Origin of the sequence: Kordiimonas pumila (assembly GCF_015240255.1) — a bacterium.
GTDB lineage: Bacteria > Pseudomonadota > Alphaproteobacteria > Sphingomonadales > Kordiimonadaceae > Kordiimonas > Kordiimonas pumila.
In genome coordinates, this window is record NZ_CP061205.1 from 3213226 (window position 1) to 3234488 (window position 21263).

18 protein-coding genes are annotated in these 21263 nt (G+C 48.0%); 8 read left to right on the top strand and 10 right to left on the bottom strand.

What is annotated here, in order from left to right; translation table 11 throughout:
* The first annotated feature begins 29 nt into the window (after nucleotides 1–29).
* The 6 genes from ICL80_RS14190 (at nucleotide 30) to ICL80_RS14215 (ending at nucleotide 8484) form a co-directional block, all read left to right on the top strand.
* Nucleotides 30–797 (top strand): motility protein A, encoded by a 768-nt coding sequence (locus tag ICL80_RS14190; protein WP_194213380.1) that lies wholly within the window; start codon nucleotides 30–32, stop codon nucleotides 795–797.
* Between the two features lie 58 nt (nucleotides 798–855).
* A complete protein-coding gene (gene flbD / locus ICL80_RS14195) occupies nucleotides 856–2259 on the top strand; it encodes a sigma-54-dependent transcriptional regulator FlbD (protein ID WP_194213382.1) in 1404 nt (467 codons plus the stop codon).
* A 62-nt stretch (nucleotides 2260–2321) separates the two neighbouring features.
* Nucleotides 2322–4445, top strand: a complete 2124-nt coding sequence (gene flhA / locus ICL80_RS14200) for a flagellar biosynthesis protein FlhA (RefSeq protein ID WP_194213384.1) — start codon at nucleotides 2322–2324, stop codon at nucleotides 4443–4445.
* A gap of 52 nt (nucleotides 4446–4497) precedes the next feature.
* Entirely contained in the window at nucleotides 4498–5526 is a 1029-nt protein-coding gene (locus tag ICL80_RS14205) for a flagellar biosynthesis protein FlhF (protein WP_194213386.1), read from the top strand.
* Nucleotides 5523–6311 carry a MinD/ParA family protein gene (locus ICL80_RS14210; protein WP_194213388.1) on the top strand — a complete coding sequence of 263 codons (789 nt, stop codon included), beginning with the start codon at nucleotides 5523–5525 and terminating at the stop codon, nucleotides 6309–6311. The genes ICL80_RS14205 and ICL80_RS14210 overlap by 4 nt, the downstream gene beginning before the upstream one ends.
* 40 nt (nucleotides 6312–6351) lie before the next feature.
* The gene (locus ICL80_RS14215; protein WP_194213390.1) at nucleotides 6352–8484 is read left to right on the top strand and encodes a hypothetical protein; all 2133 of its coding nucleotides are present in this window, start codon (nucleotides 6352–6354) and stop codon (nucleotides 8482–8484) included.
* On the opposite strand, the gene ICL80_RS14220 is transcribed toward ICL80_RS14215, so the two are convergent.
* From ICL80_RS14220 to fliI, 3 genes are all read right to left on the bottom strand, one after another.
* Nucleotides 8485–9870 carry an aminotransferase gene (locus tag ICL80_RS14220; RefSeq protein WP_194213392.1) on the bottom strand — a complete coding sequence of 462 codons (1386 nt, stop codon included), beginning with the start codon at nucleotides 9868–9870 and terminating at the stop codon, nucleotides 8485–8487.
* Between the two features lie 67 nt (nucleotides 9871–9937).
* Nucleotides 9938–10372, bottom strand: coding sequence for a flagellar export protein FliJ (locus tag ICL80_RS14225; RefSeq protein WP_194213394.1), 435 nt, complete (start codon nucleotides 10370–10372; stop codon nucleotides 9938–9940).
* A 36-nt stretch (nucleotides 10373–10408) separates the two neighbouring features.
* Nucleotides 10409–11773 carry a flagellar protein export ATPase FliI gene (fliI, locus tag ICL80_RS14230; protein ID WP_194213396.1) on the bottom strand — a complete coding sequence of 455 codons (1365 nt, stop codon included), beginning with the start codon at nucleotides 11771–11773 and terminating at the stop codon, nucleotides 10409–10411.
* Nucleotides 11774–12075: 302 nt separating this feature from the next.
* On the opposite strand from fliI, the gene ctrA reads away from it, so the two are divergent.
* Complete coding sequence (gene ctrA, locus ICL80_RS14235) at nucleotides 12076–12777, top strand: response regulator transcription factor CtrA (RefSeq protein ID WP_194213398.1); 702 nt, start codon at nucleotides 12076–12078, stop codon at nucleotides 12775–12777.
* Between the two features lie 81 nt (nucleotides 12778–12858).
* Here the strand turns inward: ctrA and ICL80_RS14240 are convergent, their stop codons facing one another.
* From ICL80_RS14240 to ICL80_RS14270, 6 genes are all read right to left on the bottom strand, one after another.
* On the bottom strand, nucleotides 12859–13701 hold the full coding sequence (locus ICL80_RS14240; RefSeq protein ID WP_194213400.1) for a CheR family methyltransferase: 843 nt from the start codon (nucleotides 13699–13701) through the stop codon (nucleotides 12859–12861).
* Entirely contained in the window at nucleotides 13698–14897 is a 1200-nt protein-coding gene (locus tag ICL80_RS14245; RefSeq protein WP_194215887.1) for a protein-glutamate methylesterase/protein-glutamine glutaminase, read from the bottom strand. The genes ICL80_RS14240 and ICL80_RS14245 overlap by 4 nt, the downstream gene beginning before the upstream one ends.
* 73 nt (nucleotides 14898–14970) lie before the next feature.
* On the bottom strand, nucleotides 14971–15336 hold the full coding sequence (locus tag ICL80_RS14250) for a response regulator (protein WP_194213402.1): 366 nt from the start codon (nucleotides 15334–15336) through the stop codon (nucleotides 14971–14973).
* 61 nt (nucleotides 15337–15397) lie between these two features.
* Entirely contained in the window at nucleotides 15398–15883 is a 486-nt protein-coding gene (locus ICL80_RS14255) for a chemotaxis protein CheW (RefSeq protein ID WP_194213404.1), read from the bottom strand.
* Nucleotides 15880–18963, bottom strand: coding sequence for a hybrid sensor histidine kinase/response regulator (locus tag ICL80_RS14260; RefSeq protein WP_228073560.1), 3084 nt, complete (start codon nucleotides 18961–18963; stop codon nucleotides 15880–15882). Before ICL80_RS14260 ends, ICL80_RS14255 begins: the two co-directional genes overlap by 4 nt.
* 121 nt (nucleotides 18964–19084) lie before the next feature.
* Entirely contained in the window at nucleotides 19085–19726 is a 642-nt protein-coding gene (locus tag ICL80_RS14270) for a histidine phosphotransferase family protein (protein WP_194213407.1), read from the bottom strand.
* Nucleotides 19727–19904: 178 nt separating this feature from the next.
* On the opposite strand from ICL80_RS14270, the gene cysQ reads away from it, so the two are divergent.
* Nucleotides 19905–20726, top strand: a complete 822-nt coding sequence (gene cysQ / locus ICL80_RS14275) for a 3'(2'),5'-bisphosphate nucleotidase CysQ (protein ID WP_194213409.1) — start codon at nucleotides 19905–19907, stop codon at nucleotides 20724–20726.
* 45 nt (nucleotides 20727–20771) lie between these two features.
* On the opposite strand, the gene ICL80_RS14280 is transcribed toward cysQ, so the two are convergent.
* Nucleotides 20772–21107 (bottom strand): hypothetical protein, encoded by a 336-nt coding sequence (locus ICL80_RS14280; RefSeq protein WP_194213411.1) that lies wholly within the window; start codon nucleotides 21105–21107, stop codon nucleotides 20772–20774.
* Between the last annotated feature and the right edge of the window lie 156 nt (nucleotides 21108–21263).

Below are 21263 nucleotides of genomic sequence, written 5' to 3' on the forward strand. Positions count from 1 at the left end.
GCTGCCGGTCAAGGGGAGGAACAGGCCGTATGAGTACAGTTTTTGGCATGTTGACAGCATTTTTGCTGGTTGCCGGAGCAATATTTTTGGGTGGCTCTCCTATGGCTTTCATCAACCTGCAAGGGGTGATGATTGTAGTGTTGGGTACATTTGCCGTTACGGCGATCAGTTTTCGCCTACAGGAAATGATCACCTTGCCACAAAATATCTGGGCACTCTTGCGGCACGGTCAGCGTGAGCCAACAGAAGAAGCGACAAAGGTTATGAGAATTGCTGTTGAAGTTCGCAAACATAATGACATTATTATGCTTGAACGCTTAATACCACGCCTGAAGGATACGCCTTTTCTCATGCAGGCGATGCAGCTGGTTGCAGACGGCGCACAGCCTGAAGATATTGAACAAATTATGCGCCGTGAAGCGAGCACTGCCTCTGCCCGCCATATGCGCGCTGTTGATTTTCTGCGGCGGGCTGGTGATGTGGCACCTGCCATGGGCCTGATCGGTACTCTGATAGGGCTTGTCCGCATGCTCGGCAGCCTCGATAACCCTGCTGAAATTGGCCCGGCCATGGCAGTTGCTTTGCTCACGACTTTTTACGGTGCCATTCTGGCGCATCTGGTATTTATTCCACTAGCTGCAAAAACCGAGCACTGCACAACCGAAGAGGCCCTTGTAAACAACCTGTATGCCATGGGGGCAACATCTATCAGACGCAAAGAAAACCCGCGCCGGTTGGAGATGCTGCTGAATACTATTTTGCCACCCTCCAAACGCATAACCTTTTTTAAATCGTAAGGGCAAAGACAATGATGAAACCGTTCAGCGCGCGGCATAAAATAACGGAGAAAAAACAATGCGATTGCTGATTGTTGGAACACTTGAAGGCCAACTGGGTGCTGCTAGCCAAATAGCAATGGAGCGCGGCGCTAAAGTAACCCATGCAAATGATGTGGATACTGCACTTGCAATTCTGCGAAGCAGAGGGGCTGACCTATTGATGGTAGAGGTGTCGCATAACATCCCTGCCCTGATCCCCCGGCTTAGGGCGGAGCATTTCTCTATTCCAGTAATTGCTTGCGGTATTGGTACCGACCCAAAGGTAGCAGCAGCGGCCATCAGAGGTGGCGCCAAGGAATATATACCGCTACCCCCTGATGCAGAACTCATCGCTGCCGTTCTTGAGGCCGTAACAGAAGACAGCCAGTCTTTCATCTATCATGATGCTATTATGAAGAATGTTGCCGCCCTTGCCGAGCAAGTAGCGCCTTCTGAAGCAAGTATTTTGATCACGGGCGAATCTGGTACTGGTAAAGAAGTGATGGCCCGCTTTGTACACCAAAAAAGTCGCCGTGCGAACAAGCCCTTTGTAGCGGTTAACTGTGCCGCCATACCGGAAAACCTTTTAGAGTCTGAACTTTTCGGACATGAAAAAGGTGCCTTTACCGGCGCTGTTGCCCGTAGAATAGGGAAGTTTGAGGAAGCAGACGGCGGCACTTTACTGCTAGATGAGATTTCCGAAATGGATGTGCGGCTTCAGGCTAAACTTCTTCGGGCAATTCAGGAACGTCAGGTTGACCGCGTGGGTGGCTCTAAGCCCGTTAACGTTAATATCAGGATAATTGCAACCTCAAACCGCAACCTGCAAGATGCTGTAAAAAGCGGTAATTTCAGGGAAGATCTTTTTTTCCGCCTGAATGTGGTTAATCTCTGTGTACCACCGCTACGGGAACGCCCGGCAGATATTGAAATTCTATCCAAACACTTTGCCAGCAAATATGCTGAAATCAATCAGTCCCCTGACCGGAAAATTTCTGATGATGCCATAGCAATGCTGAAAAACCACCGGTGGCCTGGTAACGTGCGGGAGCTTGAAAACGCAATCCATAGAGCGGTTCTTCTCGCCTCTGGTGACACAATATCAACAGCCGCTATCCTGTTACCCGATGCCAGTGGTAACCTCAGCACGATGCAAACCCCAACCATGGGGGCATCGGGGGTATTCCAGTCATCTAACGAAGCAGATGAAGATAGCGATGCAGATATCAGCAATGCTATTGGCCTAGTGGGCAAAACCGTTGCAGAGGTTGAGCGTGATCTGATTATTGACACTCTCAAACACTGCCTTGGCAACAGAACCCATGCCGCCAATATTTTGGGTATTTCTATCCGCACACTTCGTAACAAACTAAACCAGTATAATGCTGACGGAATGAGTGTACCGCAACCGGGTGACACCGGAACACGGGCTCCAATCTAGAAATATATCTTTCTGTGTTGCCGTGAAAACTTGGCCACACAGAAAAGGCATAAGAGATACTAATGAGCGATTCTGCCTCCAGCAGTGAAAAAGGTAATGATAGCCCAAAAGGCTTAGGCCCGAACTTTGACGGACTTTTAAACAGTCTGAAAAGCCCGGATATTGCCTTTGCTTTAGGCATGGTTCTTATCCTGCTGATGCTTATTATGCCAATGCCTAGTTGGTTGCTGGATATTATGCTAGCAGCATCCATTACTTTCTCTGTCATGATTTTAATGACTGTTTTGTTCATTGATAAACCATTGCACTTTAATAGCTTCCCAACCGTCCTGCTGATTGCCACCATGCTTAGGCTATCGCTTAACATGGCATCAACCCGGCTTATTCTCTCTGAAGGCCACAAAGGCACTGACTCTGCAGGAAAGGTTATCGAAGCATTTGGCGCCTTTCTTATGGGCGGCGATGTTGTCATTGGTATTATTATCTTTGCTATACTGGTTATTGTGAACTTCGTTGTTATCACCAAGGGCTCTGGCCGTATTGCCGAAGTGGCTGCACGGTTTAGCCTTGATGCCATGCCAGGTAAGCAAATGGCCATTGATGCCGATATGTCATCTGGCTTGATTGACGAAAAAGAAGCAGTTCGCCGCCGCAAGGAACTTGAAGAAGAAAGCACGTTCTTTGGTGCGATGGACGGTGCGGCAAAGTTTGTGCGCGGCGATGCCGTTGCCGGTATTTTGATTACCCTCATTAATATAGTGGGCGGTATTATTATCGGTGTGGTAATGAATGACTTAAGCTTTGCTCAAGCAGGTAACCGCTATACAATTCTAACCATTGGTGACGGTCTCGTATCACAAATTCCAGCGCTCATCGTTTCAACTGCTGCCGGTATGCTGGTTACAAAAGCAGGCGTTAGTGGCCGAACGGATGAAGCCCTGTTTGGGCAGCTTAGTGCCCGCCCAAGAGCCATTGGCGTGGCCAGTGCGCTTTTGATGGTACTTGGTGTAATGCCCGGCCTGCCGTTTCTACCTTTTGCATTATTCAGTGGTACACTGGGTTACATGGCTTATAGCCTTGGGAAAATGCAAAAGACCCGCGAGGATACAAAAAAGGCTATCGCAAAAGAAGAGCAAAAAACCACGCCTGTGGAAGAACCTATATCGTCTGCACTTGCTATTGACCAACTGCGCCTAGAACTTGGATACGGCCTCCTAACCCTTATCAATGACGACAGCGGTTTCCGGCTAACAGACCAAATAAAGGCGCTGCGCCGGCAACTAGCAAGCGAAATGGGCTTTGTTATGCCGTCTGTGCGTATTCTCGATAATATGCAGCTTTCATCCAACAGCTATGTACTTCGGGTTAAAGAAACCGAGGTTGGCCGCGGTGATATAAGACCCGGCATGCTGCTGATAATGGACCCAGAAGGCCAACCCGTTCAAATTCCCGGTGAAGCAACTGTTGAACCTGCATTTGGCCTGCCCGCAACATGGGTCGCGCCCTCAGCTCGTGAAGAAGCAAACTTCAGGGGCTATACTGTAGTGGATGCAGCAACCGTTATTACAACACATCTAACCGAAGTTATTAAAAACAATATGTCAGAGCTTCTGTCCTACGCAGAAACGCAAAAGCTGCTCGACGACTTAACAAGCGAGCACCAAAAACTGGTGACAGATATTATACCAAACCAAATCACAACATCTGGTCTACAGCGTATTTTACAATCACTTTTGGCAGAACGTGTTTCCATTCGCGATTTACCTACCATTCTGGAAGGCGTGGCAGAAGCAACAGGATTTACCAAAAATATTGTGTATATAACCGAGCATGTTAGGACCCGCCTTGGCAGGCAGCTCTGCGCCGCTTACTCAAGTCATGAAGGTTTGGTACCGCTTATTACGCTCTCTCCGCAGTGGGAACAGGCATTTTCTGAAAGCCTGATTGGGCAAGGTGAAGAGAAACAGCTGGTTATGCCACCAACCAGATTGCAGGAATTTATCAATTCAGTACGGATGATATACGACCAACAGGCCGAACGCGGCGAATCCCCCGTTTTGCTAACAAGCCCGCTGGTGCGGCCTTATGTACGTTCTATTGTTGAGCGCTTCAGACCAGCAACAGTGGTCATGAGCCAAAATGAAATTCATCCACAGGCAAAAATAAGAACCTTGGGTCAAATATAAAACCTTGGTAAAGCTGAACAAAATGCTATCAGTGCAGGAACAGTAACAAACTATGCGTCTTAAAACCTTTCATGCAAAATCGATGGCGGAAGCGATGGCACAAGTACGGGCACAGCTCGGCGCAGATGCCATCATTGTGCAATCAGAAGAAAGCAAAGGCGGTGTTAGAATTGTAGCCGCAATTGAAGCGCAGCCATCCCCGTATGAGGCACCACCGTCATTTGCGCCAAAAGCCAAGCAAACACCGGTTGCCTTAGAGGCCGCCTATAAAACACCTATCTCAGTTGAGTTTGACAAAGCAGATGTCACAGCGGTTCTAAGCCATCACGGCTTGCCTTTTGAAACAGCGGAGCGCTTTAGTCAGGCGGCACTGGCTGTAGAAGCAGCAAGCCTGCCGGAAGCCTTTTCATCAGCACTTGAAGCCGCCATCCGCTTTAACCCGATAACCGACGCACACACCCGCCCCATTATGCTAATAGGGCCACCAGGTGCTGGTAAAACCATTTGTGCAGCAAAGCTCACCGCCGACGCCCTCATACACCACCGAACCGTTCACCTTATATCGACAGATACCGTTAAAGCTGGTGGTATTCAGCAACTGGACCATTTTGCACAGCTTATGAAACAGACAGTTTCAACGGCTGCAACGCCGCAAGAACTTGGGTTTGTTATTAAAAATCACCCCCATAACACAGCGCTAACCGTGATTGACACACCTGGCACCAATGCGTTTGATATAGATGAACTGGAAACCTTGCTAAGCTTCATCAAAGAAGTGAATGCAGAGCCTGTACTGGTAATGCCTGCTGGGCTTGACCCTTTAGATGCACAGGAAATTGCCGGTATTTTCAACCAAATGGGCTGCTCGCGCTTCATTGCAACACGGCTTGATGCGGCACGACGCTACGCTGGTATATTAATGGCAGCCAGACCCGGCTACCTATCGCTTGCAGCCATTAGCCGTAGCCCCTTTGTTGCAGACGGGCTTGAAACAGCAACACCCTTAGGCCTTGCCCGCTTACTGACCTCTCTTTCAAGGCCACGTAAAAAGAATAACTCCGAAACGGATAAACAACCATGACCGATCCAAGACCAGATCATTCCCTTGAAATACTGGAAAAGCGCCTGATTACAGTTGCCTCAGGTAAGGGCGGCGTCGGTAAAACATGGCTTGCCGTTACCCTCACACATGCACTCTCGCATGCTGGCAAAAAAACTGCCCTGTTCGACGGTGATTTAGGGCTTGCCAATGTTGATATTCAACTTGGTATTATGCCAGAGAAAGACCTTGGCAATGTTATTTCAGGCGATGCAACTTTCGAAGACATTGCACTGCCATACAAAGATAACGATGGCAGCAGCTTTGACGTGCTGCCGGGCAAGTCCGGCTCGGGGGCGCTTGGAGCTTTATCGCGCAGCACCTTAAATGGATTGAAGCACCAGTTAACACTATGCGCAAAAAACTATGATTATTTATTGCTAGACCTTGCTGCAGGGATTGACCCTGCGGTAACCAGCCTTTCGCATCACGGCGGCAAAATACTTGTCGTCATGACCGCAGACCCAACCTCGCTCACTGATGCTTATGCCTTTATCAAGCTAACCGTTATGCAAAATCCAAAGGCAGATATTGCAGTTGTGGTGAATAATGTGGCTTCCAAGCGTGAAGGTGAACGCGCTTTTGAAGCCATTAAACGTGCCTGTGAAGGATTTTTAAAGATTTCGCCGCCACTTATCGGTATTATCCGAACTGATAAAAAAGTGGTGGATGCAATCCGGTCGCAGGTTCCCTTGCTGACACGGCATCCTTCTTCTGAAGCGGCAGCCGATGTTAAACAAATTGCCGCTTATCTGATGAAGGCGTAACCAGCCACTTTTAGGTATCTGTCCTGAAGTGGGAGCAAGCATGAGTGATATCACCGGCCCCCCGGTTCCAAAGCCTGTTCACTCGCCCCTAACGCGAGGCACTGAACGCGCCTCAACTGTATCAAGAGACCGCCAGCAAGCAACCGGGCGGGAAGGCGAAGATCGTCAGGACAATAAAGCCAAATCTGAACCAAAAGACACGCAGCAAGTGCGCGACCCTGCCGTTTCTATTGCAGCAAGCGCGGCCCACCTGCACATTGGCGAAGAACTTGAGCAAAAGGTAAAGCGCATAGACCCTGAAGGCAGGCCTATCATTGTAACAGAAACGGCAACCTTTGCCCTACGGCCTGATGCGGGCCTAAGGCCGGGGGATGATGTCATTATTGAAGTAAAAGAAACCGGCAAAACTGTTGCTGCCGATCTTTTAGCCCTAAACGGTAACAAGATTGATCCGCCCATCAGGCTTTCTCTTACCGTTATAGCTGTTCATACACCCCCTAAAAACCCCGCTGAACCAGCAGAGCCTGCACCGCAGCTAACAATCTCAACAGGTTTTAGCATACCGTATAAGCCTACCTCGCTATCTAAGCCCTATACCGATAACCTGACACAAGCAGAGTTTGCAGCCCAAATCCTTGGGCGTACATTCAACCCCGCAAGCCAACCTCTGTCAGGCCTACAAAGCGACAACCCAGACCCAACCGCCAGATCAAACAGCGCAGACCTCGCAACGCTTATTTCTACACAGCAAGTACAAAGTAACCAGCAAACTACCAGCCCTGCTCCACCAACACAGCCACAGCCCTCTGCTAACAGGCTTATCCCGGAAACAGACCTGACACGCCTTAGTAGCCTACAGCAAGCAGAGCAAACAGCAGGTGTTGGGCCGGTCATTACCGCAGCCACACCGGAAGGTGCTTTAAAAAACATTCAGCTTATAGATCCATCTATCAGCAAAGTAGCCCCATCTGAAATTGCTGAAGTTCTGAGTGTTAAGCCCCTGCCCTTAAGCGAAGCTAAAACGCTCGCAGTCAACCCTGCCGTCCTCGGGTCATACCAACTGGCAAAAGTGGAAACCACCAAGGGCACTTATATACTGGAGCAGCAAAAAGCCGGGCCTTTATCTGGTGAACTGGTCAGAGTAACAAACAGTGCTATTACTGCGCCCCATACAGCGGCCCCAGATGCTGTCAGTTATAAAGCCAAGCTCACAAACAGTACTGGCGGACCACCTCGTTCTGTTCTCGTCCAGTTCCCGCAAGAAAATACCGCAGTATCAGGCCCCGCAAACAGGAATACAGAGATTGCTGCTGTTCATGTAATCCGGGGCTATCTAACAGCAGAAGGCCCCAAGAATGACCTGATGCTCGAAACACCGCTCGGTAATCTAAGCCTTACACTACTTAATACCCTGCGCCCCCATGTTGGTGATCCAGTTATTATATTGCCCACAGAAGCAGCACAAACAGCGACCGCAGCACCTGCGTTACCACTACAGGGCCTTCAACTGGCTACTGGGAGTAATTGGCCAGCCTTTGAGCAAACTTACAGTCTGATAGCTGCGGAAAACCCTGCGCTTGCTTCAAACCTTGCCGCACGAACGGCACAGGGCGGCGGCAAACTTCTCAACAGTGCAACCTTCTTAATGAGCGCGCTTGGCTTTGGCTCAAAAACAAGCTGGCTTGGGGAGGCAGAGAATTTTCTGGAAAATAGAAATAGCCAATTACTGGATATGCTGAAGAAAGATATCGCACAGTTAATGTCTGCACCAGAAAGGGCTGGCGAATGGCGCAGCCTGATGCTGCCTTTTGACATGCGCAACGGCGAAGCCTCAATGCTCGCGCTTCTGTTTGGCCAAGGACCGCTTGTTAACCCTGACAGCCAAAAGCGCCAAGGCCCTGAAGGAGAAAGTCTGCCCGAAGACAGTAAACGTTTTGTTGTAGAAGTGGAATTTACAATTTTAGGGCCAATTCAGTTAAACGGTTTTATATACGGCAAGCGTTTTGATCTTGGGGTTCACAGCCATAAAGACTTTTCAGCCAGCCTGAAAGCAGACAGTACCGAACTATTTAACCATGCCTTGAATGTAAATGACTTTTCTGGCCAACTGTCCTTCGTGACAACAGATACCTTCCCTATCGATGTTAATAGCGTGCTGAAAGAAAGTCGGTAATCAAGATGCTTTTATAGCGTTTTCAATCTCGGTCAGTGCTTCAGCCAGCACATCAACAGCAGCATCAATTTCCTTATGTGTTACAATGAAGGGTGGGCAAAGAACAATATTATTGCCTGTCGGACGTACAATAACACCGCGCAGCAATGCTGCTTGGCTGACATGGCTACAAATGCCAGCTTCAATCGGGTACTGCGCCCGGGTTGTCTTGTCACTAACAAGCTCAATACCAGCAATAAGGCCGCATGTACGAACCTCGCCCACGAGAGGCAGATCTGCAAGGCTTGCCAGCTTTTTAGCAAAATAAGGCCCTATATCGGTCCTGACACGGTCCACGAGGCCTTCTTTCATCAGAATATCAATGTTCCGTAGTGCCACAGCCGCCATAACAGGGTGTGCTGACGTTGTAAAACCGTGCTGGAAAATATTTTCCCCGTCCTCAACAACGCTTGCAATATCATCATGTAAAACAACAGCAGAAATAGGAACATAGCCAGATGAAAGCCCCTTTGCCAAGGTCATTATATCAGCTTTAAAGCCAAAAGTTTCCTGTGCAAACCAGTGGCCTGTACGCCCGAGGCCCGTAACCACCTCATCAGCAACCAGAAGTACATTATATTTTCTGCAAATACGCTCTACTTCAGGTAAATAGCCTTCTGGCGGAATGATTGCGCCCATCGTGGCCTGAATAGGCTCCACAAACATAGCTGCCACATTCTCTGCACCCAGTTCGATAATTTTGTCTTCAATATCCTGCGCCGCTTTTTTCCAGTGCTGCTCAGGCGTATCACTGCCACCTTGTCTATACCAGTAAGGTGCCCTTACTCTCTCAATGCCGGTTTCTGTCTCTAACCCGTAAGGCTCGAGCATTGCTGGGTTACCGTTCAGAGCTGTCGTCGCTAGCGTGCTGCCATGATAGGCATAGTCGCGGGTGAGGATGATTTTTTTCTCTGGCTTGCCTTTGCTGCGCCAATAATAGCGAATAAGTTTCAACACAGTCTCATTCGCTTCCGAGCCTGAGTTTGCAAAGAAAACTCTATTCATGCCCTCGGGCGCAAGGTTAGCAATAAGACCGGAAAGCGCTGCGGCAGTTGGATTGGAAACAGCAGAAAAGCTGTGGTAATAGCTTAAAGCCTGCATTGCTTCAGCCGCAGTATTCACCATTTCTTTGCGGCCATAGCCTACATTCACACAGCCAAGGCCAGCCATCATATCAAGGAGTTTGATACCCTGCCCCGAAACGTAACACCCACTCGCACCATCAATAAGGAAAGGCGGCGCTTGCCGCAAGGCTGAGGCTGCCGTAAAGGGGTGGATATGATGCTTCTGATCAATTTCCTGAAGCTCTATAAGGCTTGCGCCTTCCTGATCCGTTTCCTGCGACATGGCAATCTCCCTCTCTTCGTATCTAACAGATATTACCACTATGGGAAATGTCTTTCATGCCAACGGGTTAAAAGCCTGAATCAAAAGGATCACCGCCTCGAGCGTACCCACGCAGGGCCTGCTCGTCATAGGTTTGCTGTTCTTCGCGGGCTTCTGCTTGCTGAATACGCTTTTGCTCCTGCTCGCGTGCGATTTCATATGTCTTAAGCTCGCGAAAACTTTCCGCGACTTTATCCTGCTGCTTGGATATTTCCTGCTCCAGCTCATCAATCTGGTGCGAAATCAGGTCCTGCTTTTTCCTGACACCTGCCATATAGGCACCAACCGTCAGGGAAAAAACCTCAAGGCTGCTGGCTTTCTTTTGCTCGATTACCTCTTCTTCCAGTATGTGGATTTCGTGATAAAGCGCATCCTGCTTACCCTGCAAAATAGCAAGGTTTCGGCGCTCTTCATCCAGTTCCCACTGGCGTAGCCTGATAATATTATCGAGCCGACTGGCCACAGCCTATCCCCAATCGTTAAAAACTTAGTACGCTACTCACCCCTGACCTGCCATTTGGTCAAACTGCGCCAGCACCTCTGCAGCGGGGCCTGCTTCCAGTATTTCCCGCAAACGTGCATAGCCTTCATCAATTGGGGTTCTATCGTCTTTCCACTGCCCTAAAAACTCTTCCAAATAGGGATTATAGGCAACGGCGGCATCTACCTCCGGGTTACTACCCATGCGATATGCACCAAGGCGGATCATTTCTTCCATGTCAGAGAAGGTCGACATAAAGCGCTTTGCTTCCCGCACCAAAACATTTTCTGCATCTGTGTTACAGCGCGGCATGGTACGGGAAATAGACTTTAATATATTAATTGCCGGATACCTGCCCCGCTCTGCTATCGAGCGTTCCATAACAATGTGCCCATCCAGAATACCTCGAACAGCATCTGCAACAGGCTCGTTATGATCATCGCCTTCCACAAGCACCGTGAAAAGGCCTGTAATATTACCGGCCCCCTGTGGGCCGGGACCTGCCCGTTCCAGCAAACGGGGCAGCTCTGTAAATACAGTTGGCGTATAGCCTTTACTGGTTGGTGGCTCACCGCCTGCAAGGCCTATCTCGCGCTGGGCCATTGCAAAGCGGGTCACGCTGTCCATCAGGCACATGACTTCTGCGCCGCCGTCACGAAAATATTCTGCAAGCGTCATTGTAAGATACGCCGCCTGCCTGCGCATAAGGGCAGATTCGTCAGATGTGGCAACCACAACAACAGACCGAGCAAGGCCATCAGGCCCCAGATCATCCTCTATAAACTCCTGCACCTCGCGGCCCCGCTCGCCAATCAGGCCAATAACACTAACATCAGCCTCTGAATGCCGCGCAACCATCGACAAAAGAACCGACTTACCAACGCCAGAGCCAGCAAAGATACCCATACGCTGGCCGCGACAGCAACTGATAAACGTGTTGAGTGCACGCACACCCAAATCAACCTTTTCACCAACCCGCTGCCGGTTGTGGGCAGGCGGCGGACCTGAGCGCAAAAGCTTCGGTCTTGTACCACTACGAATTGGCCCCTTACCGTCGATTGGCTCCCCGAGTGCGTTTACAACACGCCCTAGCCACGCATTAGACGGACACACCATAGGATCTGACTGTGTAACGGTTGCCTTGCAGCCAACACCAACACCTTCCAGCACACCGTAAGGCATGGCAAGGGCGGTATCGTGCCTAAAACCAATGATCTCGATAGGGACACGCCTGTAGCTTCGCGTTTCCACCTCAAGCCTTGATCCAATTGAGATATGCTGGCCAATGCCCGACACCTCCACCAAAAGTCCGCGCACACCGGAAACCCGCCCATAGCGTCGTTCTGTTCGTATTCTGTCAATTTCTTGAATAAGACTATGCACAACTACCCCTGAAGCACGCTATTGAAGCTAATGCCTGAATCGCTCATTATTTTAGAATCAGCCCGACTAACATACCCGCTACATTAGACTAGCTGTTTTAAAGATTCGTAAAAGGTCAGGCAATTTAGGTCAAACCAATTACGTTAAAATTTAATTTTTCTTTTAAAATATGTTAACCTTAGTTAATATTAACTATGCAGACACGCGTTTATAGCTGGTTTTTTTAATTGTGTTAGCCGGCTGTGTTGAACTAGCTAAGTAAATAGCTTCTGCAAAATTACATCTATTATGGGGGATGGAATATGCGTGTTCTTTTAATTGAAGATGATCCAACAGTTTCCCGCAGCATCGAGCTTATGCTTGGTTCTGAAGGGTTTAATGTATATAGCACAGACTTGGGTGAAGAAGGTCTCGACCTTGGAAAGCTGTATGACTATGACATTATCCTACTAGACCTTAACCTACCTGATATGCACGGTTATGATGTTCTAAAAAAACTACGCACAGCGAAGGTGAATACACCTATCTTAATTCTTTCCGGCCTTACTGAAATGGAAAACAAGGTCAAAGGCCTTGGTTTTGGTGCCGACGACTACCTCACCAAACCTTTTCACAAAGAAGAGCTTGTTGCCCGTATTCATGCGATTGTCCGCCGCTCTAAGGGGCATTCACAGTCGATCATCAAAACAGGGAAACTTGCCGTTAATCTTGATACAAAAACGGTTGAGGTTGCGAACCAGCGTGTCCACTTAACCGGCAAAGAGTATGCAATGCTAGAACTTTTATCCCTTAGAAAAGGGAGTACTTTGACAAAGGAAATGTTCCTGAATCACCTGTACGGCGGTATAGATGAACCAGAATTGAAAATTATTGACGTTTTCATCTGCAAGCTCAGGAAAAAACTGGCGACCGCCTCGGACGGTGACAACTATATTGAAACAGTATGGGGTCGTGGCTATGTACTGAGAAGCCCGTCGGATGATAATATTGCCGCGGCAAGCTAAGCCTTTTCATTTTGTGACACAGTAAAAAAGCAGCAATTATCTTGCTGCTTTTTTATATCTACCGCAGCATAAAGGGCCTTATCAATCAAACCCAAAAGGCTGTTCAACCCCACAGTTAGAAGACACATACAAACCACGCTGACCGCGCACAGGTTTGAAAGCTTCTGTGATGCCCAGCACTGTCTCAGCAGCACCAAGAAAAAGCGCACCATCTTTTGCAAGAGTTTTGCTCATACGCTCCAGAACCGCAGATTTCGTCTGTTGATCAAAATAAATAAGCACATTACGGCAATAAATAACGTCAAATGTCCCTAGCGGTGCAAAGTTATCTAACAGATTAAAAGGCCGATATGAAACCATACTACGGATATCATTACTTAACCGCCATACATCGCCGTCTTGTGTGAAATATTTAATAAGCAGTTGGATAGGTAACCCGCGCTGCACTTCAAACTGGCTATATTCACCGGCCTTTGCCTTGTCCAACACTTTTGTGCAAATATCAGTGCCAACTATTTCAATATTCCAGTCACGCCACTTTGCCCAGTTTTCACGCAGAATAATGGCCAGAGAATAAGGCTCTTGCCCAGTAGAGGCTGCCGCACACCAAATACGCAAGCGCTTCTGGGTATCCCGTGCTTTTGCTATCGCAGGTGCCACATGGTTTTTAAACAGATCAAAGGGCGTATTATCCCGAAAAAAGAAGGACTCGTTTGTTGTCATGGCTTCCATGACATCTTTCACAAGCCCTAGATCTGCCCGCATACGCAGTTGTTGCACAAGTGTATCAAGTGTATCCATACCGCGTTTGCGGGCAAGCGGGGTTAACCGGCTTTCCAGCAGATACACTTTGTCTGGCGTCAGCATCAGCCCAGACTTTTCTTTCAGCAACTTTGCGAGGAAATCAAAATCTTCTGTTCTCATCCGTTTCCTCCTTGCAATCTTTTGGACACAGCGGCCCCAAGATCATTTATTGGCAATACAGCAGCGCATAAACCAGCCGTGGCAACCGCCCCAGGCATTCCCCATACAACACTGCTGGCCTCATCCTGCGCATAAAGGGTGCTACCAGAACGTACCAGTTCCCGCGCCCCGCGCAGACCATCATGCCCCATACCGGTTAGCATAACAGCCATAACTTTATCGCCGTAAACAGTTGCAGCGCTTCTAAATAAAGGGTCTACCGCTGGTTTACAAAAATTCTCAGGTGGGTCGTCCGTCAAACGGGCCTTTTTCTTGCCGTCTGAACTTTCAATCTCAAGATGCTTACCGCCTGGGGCTACATATATTTGGCCCGGCAACAATGTTTCACCATCAACCGCCTCAGCAGCTTCCCATCCTGTTGCATGCTGCAGATGCTTTGCCAGAATTGCTGTAAAATTAGCAGGCATGTGCTGCGTAATCAGAATAGGCATATTAGGTGCTTTTTCAAAGCCTTGAAAAAACTTTAGCAAAGCCTGAGGTCCCCCCGTCGAAGACCCTACCAGCAGCACGGCAGGCCTTACGTATGTTGCGGGCCTAAGCTGGATATTTTTCTGCTGCGGTACAGTTGTCGGAATATCATCGTCAATAGCTCTTGGTCTTGCAACTACAGCGACTGGGGCAACAACACGCCGCGGTACCGACACAAAGCCTGCGGGCTGCGCACGTTCTGCAGGGCGCACGAACCCGGCTGGTTGAGCCGCCCCTACGGTAGTGGCAGCCGGTAACTTGTCCCCCCGCTTTTTACGGCGAACAGACGCCCACGCCTTTACTTTTTCAACAAGCTCGCGGCGAAAATCAATATTAGCATTAACAGAGCGTGCTGTTTCAGGCTTCGGAACATAATCAACGGCGCCCATTTGCAAAGCACGCAGGCTTATTTCTGCATTCTTGCGTGTCAGTGTAGATGCCATAACCACTTTTAAGTCTGGGTGTTTTTCTAACATAAGAGGCAAGGCTGTCATGCCATCCATTTCAGGCATTTCAATATCAAGCACAACAACTTCAATATCATTGGTGTCAAGATTACGCAGCGCAATTTGGCCATTATGGGCGGTTGTTACCACTTCAATATCAGAATCTTCAGAAAGATAACGGCATAAAAATCCCCTAATAATGGCGCTGTCATCAACAACCATAACGCGGAAAGGACCACCGGTATCTACCGATTTTTCAGGTTTATTCACTGTTAAAATCACTCAAAAAATATGGCTAAATCAAGCCGACTTGTGAAAACTTGGCTTCAATTATTTCGCGGTCAAAAGGCTTCATGATATACTCATTTGCCCCAGCCTCAATCGCAGTACGAATATGAGACATATCGTTTTCTGTTGTGCAAAAGACTACAATGGGCTGTTCAATACCCTCTCGTGATCTAATTGCTTTCAAAAACTCCAGACCATCCATAACCGGCATATTCCAATCCAGTAGAATCACGTCAGGCATGTTTCTGTCGCATGCGTCAAGCGCATCCTGCCCATCAACCGCTTCTTCGATTTCAAAGCTTAATTCCTCAAGGATGCGCCGTGCAACCTTACGGATAACCTTTGAATCGTCCACTACCAAGCATAACTTCATTTGCAGACCTCTCCCAATTCCTTCTACCGGTTCAATGGCTATACTATACTGCCAGCACCAGTTATGCAGCCTTGCCGTTACTTTCAAATGCTAATAATCTGTTTACGTCAAGAATAGGTAGCAATTCCCCTTCAAGACGGTAAATCCCCCGGCTCACTTCCCGCCAACGTGGGTCAAGTGTCACTGGGTTTTTTTCGAACAACTGGTCATCCAGTGACAAAACTTCCCCAACTGCGTCGATCTGTAGGCTGTATGGCTCCTCATTATGCTCTACAACCACAGACATGCTTTGCTTACCTTTTTCAAGTGGCGGCAGCCCTAGCCTGCACCTTAAATCAATCGCGGTAACAATACGACCACGTAAATTCAGTACCCCGGCCACCCAGTTTGGGGCGAGCGGGATTTTTGTAATCTGCTGTGCATTTAAAACATCATGCACACCAAGAACCGGGATACCAAGTGTCTGGCCACCAACCTTGATGGTGACATAATCTTTGCTGCCAGTTCCAACAACACTTAGATCATCGCGCACAACGAGGTTATTCATGCTGCATCTCCTTTGATCTTAAGCTGTTGAGCAAGGCTTCTGAGCAGTGTGGCCTTATCATATTTGGCGATATAATCATCAAAGCCTGCCTCATGACCGCGCCGGATATCGCGCTCTGTTGCCATAGCAGAAAGGGCAACAAGCGGAATTTTATTCCAGTTATCGCTTGCTTTTATAGCCTGAGCAAACTCGAAACCATCCATTTTAGGCATATCAATATCTGAAACAATCACATCAAAACTATAGCCTTCATCCATGAGTTTCAAAGCAGCGGCAGCACTAGACACAGAAGTAACATCATAGCCCGCCACACCCAAAACAGGGTTAAGCATATTCCTGAAAAAATCACTGTCATCAACAAACAAGAGGCTCACACCCTTTTCCGGAGCGCCGTCATCTCGCTGCGCACCGCTTTTTAGCCAGTCACTAAAGGCAAGGCCAAGATAGTAGGAAACATCAATCACTTCCGTTGTTTTACCGTCAATAACCGCTGAGCCAACAACACCGTCTCTGCTCGATGCCAGTTTTACATCCAGATGTTCTTCAACAATGTCTTTAATTTCATCGACGGCCAGCCCCATGGTATATTCACGGTCGGTAAACACTAGAACCGGCTGCCTGCCACTTTCCTGAAGTTTCATACCCTGATCAGCGAGAATAAGCGGCATCAGCGAGCCACGGTATTGCACCATATGCCTGCCGTCAGAAATTTCAACGCTGGCAATATCAATTTCCTCAAGCCGCGCAACTAAACCTAAAGGCACAGCTTTCGGGTTTTTATTGCCCGCCGCAAAGACCAGCATACTTTCAGTTGTGCCTTTTGCCGCTTTTCTAATTTGTTCTTTCTCTGCTTCGGCTTCTGCCTCGTGGTCACTAACCCCGTTATTGGCAAGGGAAGCAATACCATTTGGATCCAAAATCATAATCACACTACCATCACCCAGAATGGTATTTCCTGAATAGATTTGAAGGTCCTTCAAGATAGGGGCAACTGGTTTTACAACGATCTCTTCTGTATCAAAAACCTGATCGACAACGATACCAAAAGTAAAAGGGCCAACCTGTGTAACAACAATAAAGTCATCCACATTTTCGCGTGCATCAATTTCTGCGCGGGTCATGAACCCCAGAACCTCATTCAAATACACAAGCGGCAACAGCCTGTTCCGCAAGCGCAGAACAGGTGTATCCTTAATGTTTTCAATTTTGTGTTCTGATTTGGCAGAGGCCCGCACAAGCTCTAAAACACTGATCTGAGGAATAGCATAACGTTCGTCGGCGGCTTTCACAATCAAGCCCGCCACAATCGCAAGTGTTAGTGGTATTTTAATAGAGAAAGACGTTCCCTTGCCTTCAATGGACACCATATCAATGGTGCCGCCAATTTTTTCAATGTTAGAGCGGACAACGTCCATACCAACACCGCGCCCAGAAACGCTGGTAACCTTTTCAGCCGTAGAAAACCCCGGGTGGAAAATAAACTTCTGAACCTGCGTATCAGACATGTCTTCAAGCTCGGCCTTGGTCGCAAGGCCTTTCTCCAGAATTTTACTAGAGAGCTTAGAAACAGAAATACCGCGGCCATCATCCTTGATTTCAATGATAATATGGCCGCCCTCATGGTACGCATTCAATACAATTGTGCCATGCGCAGGCTTGCCCAGTGCAATACGCTCTGCCGGTGTTTCTGTACCGTGGTCCGCCGAGTTACGCACCATATGCGTTAGCGGATCTTTAATCAGCTCTAAGACCTGCCGGTCAAGTTCGGTTTCTGCACCGATCATTTCCAGCTCGATTTTCTTATCAAGCTCGACTGTCAAATCCCGTACAATCCGAGGCAGCTTCGCCCATGCGTTCCCAATCGGCTGCATGCGCGTTTTCATAACATTTTCCTGAAGCTCGGTTGTGCACTGGCTTAGGCGCTGCAACGGCACGGCAAGTTCGGAATTATCAATATCGCGGGTAATTTGTAAAAGCTGGTTACGTGTCAGCACCAGTTCCGACACCATGTTCATCAGGTCTTCCAGCAAATCCACGCTTACTCTGATAGACTGGCTAACACGCTTACTTTCCTGCCCAGACGTGTCTTGCTGGTTAGCGGCACCGGCCTTTGCTTCTTGCCCAGCTTTATTAGCTGGCGCTTTTGCCAGCACTTTAGAGGCGGTAATAACAGCCTCGCGAACAAGTTCAAACGTCATTACGGCTTCATCAACAGCATCCTCTGACACTTTGCATTCAGCAAGCACATCCTTAACAACGGTCAAAAGCTGGTCAAATTGCCTATCGCCAAACCCTGTCACAGTCACAAGCTGGCGACCAACAGTATCTGCTGTATCGAGGTCATCTTTAAACAAGGCAATCATCAGCCCCATGAAGCGACCCTTGCGCTGATCTAGCGTAGAGTTTTCAAAAAACTTTGCCAAATTTGCGTCGTTGGAAAGGCGCGAAGCAATCAAGTGTGAAGCAACAGCGATCGAATCTTCACCGCCAACACGATCAAATAGTGATTTTTGGGTAGACTTTGCAGATGACTTTGATGGCTCAGGCTTTTCGTCAGCGCCTTCATCCGGCCCTGGTGCCGCATTAAAAACAGCTTCCAGTTCCTCAAGGGAAACTTCGCCAGCCTTCAACGGACGTCCTAGAACCGGGTCAATAATTTCGCCTTCAACGGTATTTGGTTCAGGCTCATCAGGGGCGCTTATCTCACCCTCGGCAATAGCATCTAACCGACTAATAAGATCGCTATCATCCCCGTCTGGCTCTTCTTCCGTTGCTTCAAGCCCTGCCAGAATTTCCTTAATACAATCAAGGCTTTCCAGAATAACGGTTACAGCATGCTCTGAAACCAGTAACTCGCCGTCCCTAAACTTCCCCAGAACGTTTTCTGAAGCATGCGCAACAGATTCAAGCCTCGGCAGGCCTAAAAATCCGCACGTTCCTTTAATTGTGTGAACCAAACGGAATATATTATCGAGAACCTCTTTATTGTTTGGGTCCTGCTCCAGCTTAACAAGCTCAACATCAACAACGTCAATGCTCTCGCCTGTTTCCGTTAAAAATTCATTTAATAAATCATCCATGTCCGTCATCCATGCAAGGAAAAGCGTGTGTACGTATAAGATATTGATGTACAAATAATGTCACGAAGCCAGCCTAAGGTAAAAAGAGTTAAGAACGTGTAAAACCTATCGTAATTATTAATTATAATGCTTTTTTAAGTAAGCTTGCATGCACTGCAATTTGCTCGCCTTCTGTAAAATCAAGTTCCAGATGCCCACCTAATTCACGCACAAGAAGCGATGCAAGATGTGCAGGAGCGGTTCTTGGTTCCAGTTCATCCATAGCATTTCCTGCTGTCAGTGTGGCTCTGATATTTTCAGGAAAAATAATACGTGCACCACTCGCAAGCACCGATATATTAATGGCCTCATCTGCTTCATCTAGTTGAACCGTAATTTTGCCGCCCCGGATAAGTGTTTCAGAAACCACAAGACACAGGTTTAAAAGCAGCTTCACAACGCTTTTGCTCGCACTTGGTACAGATACCTGCCAATCCATTTCAATGCGGCTGCCACTTATCAGGGCGCGTGTAGCTTTTTCAGCTTCGCGCATATCAAGCTGTGCGGAAAAGCCCCCAGCCGCCCCAAAGGCAAGCCTGAAAAACTGTAATTTATTAACTGTCTGTCTTGTCGATTTATCAATAAGATCAAGCACAGCATCGCGCATTGCGGGATCTTTTTCTTCTGCCAGAATTTCAAGCCCGTTATTAATCGCTCCCACAGGGCTAACAAGATCATGACACAATCGCGAACATAACAGCGAAGCAAAATCCAGATCAGACATCTTTTCTCCCCCTATGCACCGCCAGTATACCATCTAAATGAAATACGACAGGTTTCTCATGACAGGCAGTTATTTAATACCTATAAAGCAATAACAACTGCTCTGACACGCTACTTTAACCAAGGAATGCATCAGGGCCAAGCAACAAAACCAGTATAGTTAATTTTTTGGGGTAGTTATGACACCTGATCTGCATAGAATAACCGAGCCACTGATTAAGACCATGCTACACGCAGGCAGTGTAGTGATGAAAGTTTTTCATTCAAACTTTGAAGTTTACGGCAAAGCAGATACATCGCCTGTCACCGAAGCAGACCGGCGCGGCGAAGAAATCATAACAAAAGCACTTCATAAAATTGCCCCTGACATCCCTGTTGTTGGCGAAGAAGCAAAATCAGAAGGCCAGTGCCCTGATATCTCTGGTGGTATATTTTGGCTTGTTGACCCCCTGGACGGTACAAAAGAGTTTGTTAAAAAAGGCTCTGATTTTACCGTTAATATTGGCCTAATCAAAGACGGCCACCCCATTATGGGGCTAGTTCTTGCCCCTGCCATGAATAAACTTTACTGGGGCATTGTAGGCTCGGGTGCATGGGTCGCTGATGTTGAAGATAATAGTATCATAAATACAAAATCCATATCCACCCGCACCGCCAACCCGGATAAGCTTGTTATAGTCGCCAGCAAATCACATCGCTCCTCTGAGTTGGAAGCCTATCTCGAGAATTTTCCCGGTGCAGACAATGTTTCAATTGGCTCCAGCCTGAAACTCTGTCTGTTAGCAACCGGCGAAGCAGACCTTTACCCTCGTCTAGGCCCAACATGTGAATGGGATACAGCGGCGGCACATGCTGTTCTTCTGGCGGCTGGCGGTTCTGTTGAAGTGGTAGGTGGAGCACCGCTCACCTATGCAAAAGACCTAACCACCTTTTTAAACCCATGGTTTCTGTGCCGGGCTGATACAACATTTCAAGTGCCTACACTGCAAGCAACGGTGTAACCATAAATGCCGGCAGGCCACACGGCCTGCCGCAAATAGAATAGCCTAACTGCTTTTATGGTCTTCCTTCAGGTCAGCAATCTGTTCTTTATGCTCTTGTTCCATTTCCTTGCGCTGTTTTCTGTGCTCCATCGCAAGCTTGGACCGATCTGCGTCGGTTGATGCATTTGTCATGTCATTACTTTGCTCTTCAATCATGGCGTCCCATTCCTGTTGCTGACGCTTAATCAAAGCCGCTAGTTCCCGCGCATACTCACGGTCTGCCTGCTGGTTATACTGGGCCAACATCAATTTGGGCGCATCTGCCAACACCGCAGAACCAGCACCCAAAGAAAAAATCATTACTGTTGCACTAACTGTATGTTTAAAAAAATGTTTCATGGCTTATCCTCCACTACATTTGCCCCTCAAGAAGTAGAGTACCCGCCTTAATTGTGATTTCTGTGTCTAAACTATGGTAATAGTGTGGCTCGCAAATTAAGCGTCATATTGCTGTATTAAATCCGGCCATTTCGCGGTATTCTCTGTGTCTGTCAT

Excerpts from the sequence above, each read along its gene's own strand:
- ICL80_RS14280 (WP_194213411.1), bottom strand. The coding sequence starts at position 21,107 with ATGAAACATTTTTTTAAACATACAGTTAGTGCAACAGTAATGATTTTT.
- ICL80_RS14260 (WP_228073560.1), bottom strand. The coding sequence starts at position 18,963 with ATGGATGATTTATTAAATGAATTTTTAACGGAAACAGGCGAGAGCATT.
- ICL80_RS14210 (WP_194213388.1), top strand. The coding sequence starts at position 5,523 with ATGACCGATCCAAGACCAGATCATTCCCTTGAAATACTGGAAAAGCGC.
- ICL80_RS14270 (WP_194213407.1), bottom strand. The coding sequence starts at position 19,726 with ATGTCTGATCTGGATTTTGCTTCGCTGTTATGTTCGCGATTGTGTCAT.
- ICL80_RS14215 (WP_194213390.1), top strand. The coding sequence starts at position 6,352 with ATGAGTGATATCACCGGCCCCCCGGTTCCAAAGCCTGTTCACTCGCCC.
- ICL80_RS14245 (WP_194215887.1), bottom strand. The coding sequence starts at position 14,897 with ATGGTTGTTGATGACAGCGCCATTATTAGGGGATTTTTATGCCGTTAT.
- ICL80_RS14205 (WP_194213386.1), top strand. The coding sequence starts at position 4,498 with ATGCGTCTTAAAACCTTTCATGCAAAATCGATGGCGGAAGCGATGGCA.
- ctrA (WP_194213398.1), top strand. The coding sequence starts at position 12,076 with ATGCGTGTTCTTTTAATTGAAGATGATCCAACAGTTTCCCGCAGCATC.
- flbD (WP_194213382.1), top strand. The coding sequence starts at position 856 with ATGCGATTGCTGATTGTTGGAACACTTGAAGGCCAACTGGGTGCTGCT.
- flhA (WP_194213384.1), top strand. The coding sequence starts at position 2,322 with ATGAGCGATTCTGCCTCCAGCAGTGAAAAAGGTAATGATAGCCCAAAA.
- ICL80_RS14190 (WP_194213380.1), top strand. The coding sequence starts at position 30 with ATGAGTACAGTTTTTGGCATGTTGACAGCATTTTTGCTGGTTGCCGGA.
- cysQ (WP_194213409.1), top strand. The coding sequence starts at position 19,905 with ATGACACCTGATCTGCATAGAATAACCGAGCCACTGATTAAGACCATG.
- ICL80_RS14255 (WP_194213404.1), bottom strand. The coding sequence starts at position 15,883 with ATGAATAACCTCGTTGTGCGCGATGATCTAAGTGTTGTTGGAACTGGC.
- ICL80_RS14250 (WP_194213402.1), bottom strand. The coding sequence starts at position 15,336 with ATGAAGTTATGCTTGGTAGTGGACGATTCAAAGGTTATCCGTAAGGTT.
- ICL80_RS14220 (WP_194213392.1), bottom strand. The coding sequence starts at position 9,870 with ATGTCGCAGGAAACGGATCAGGAAGGCGCAAGCCTTATAGAGCTTCAG.
- ICL80_RS14240 (WP_194213400.1), bottom strand. The coding sequence starts at position 13,701 with ATGAGAACAGAAGATTTTGATTTCCTCGCAAAGTTGCTGAAAGAAAAG.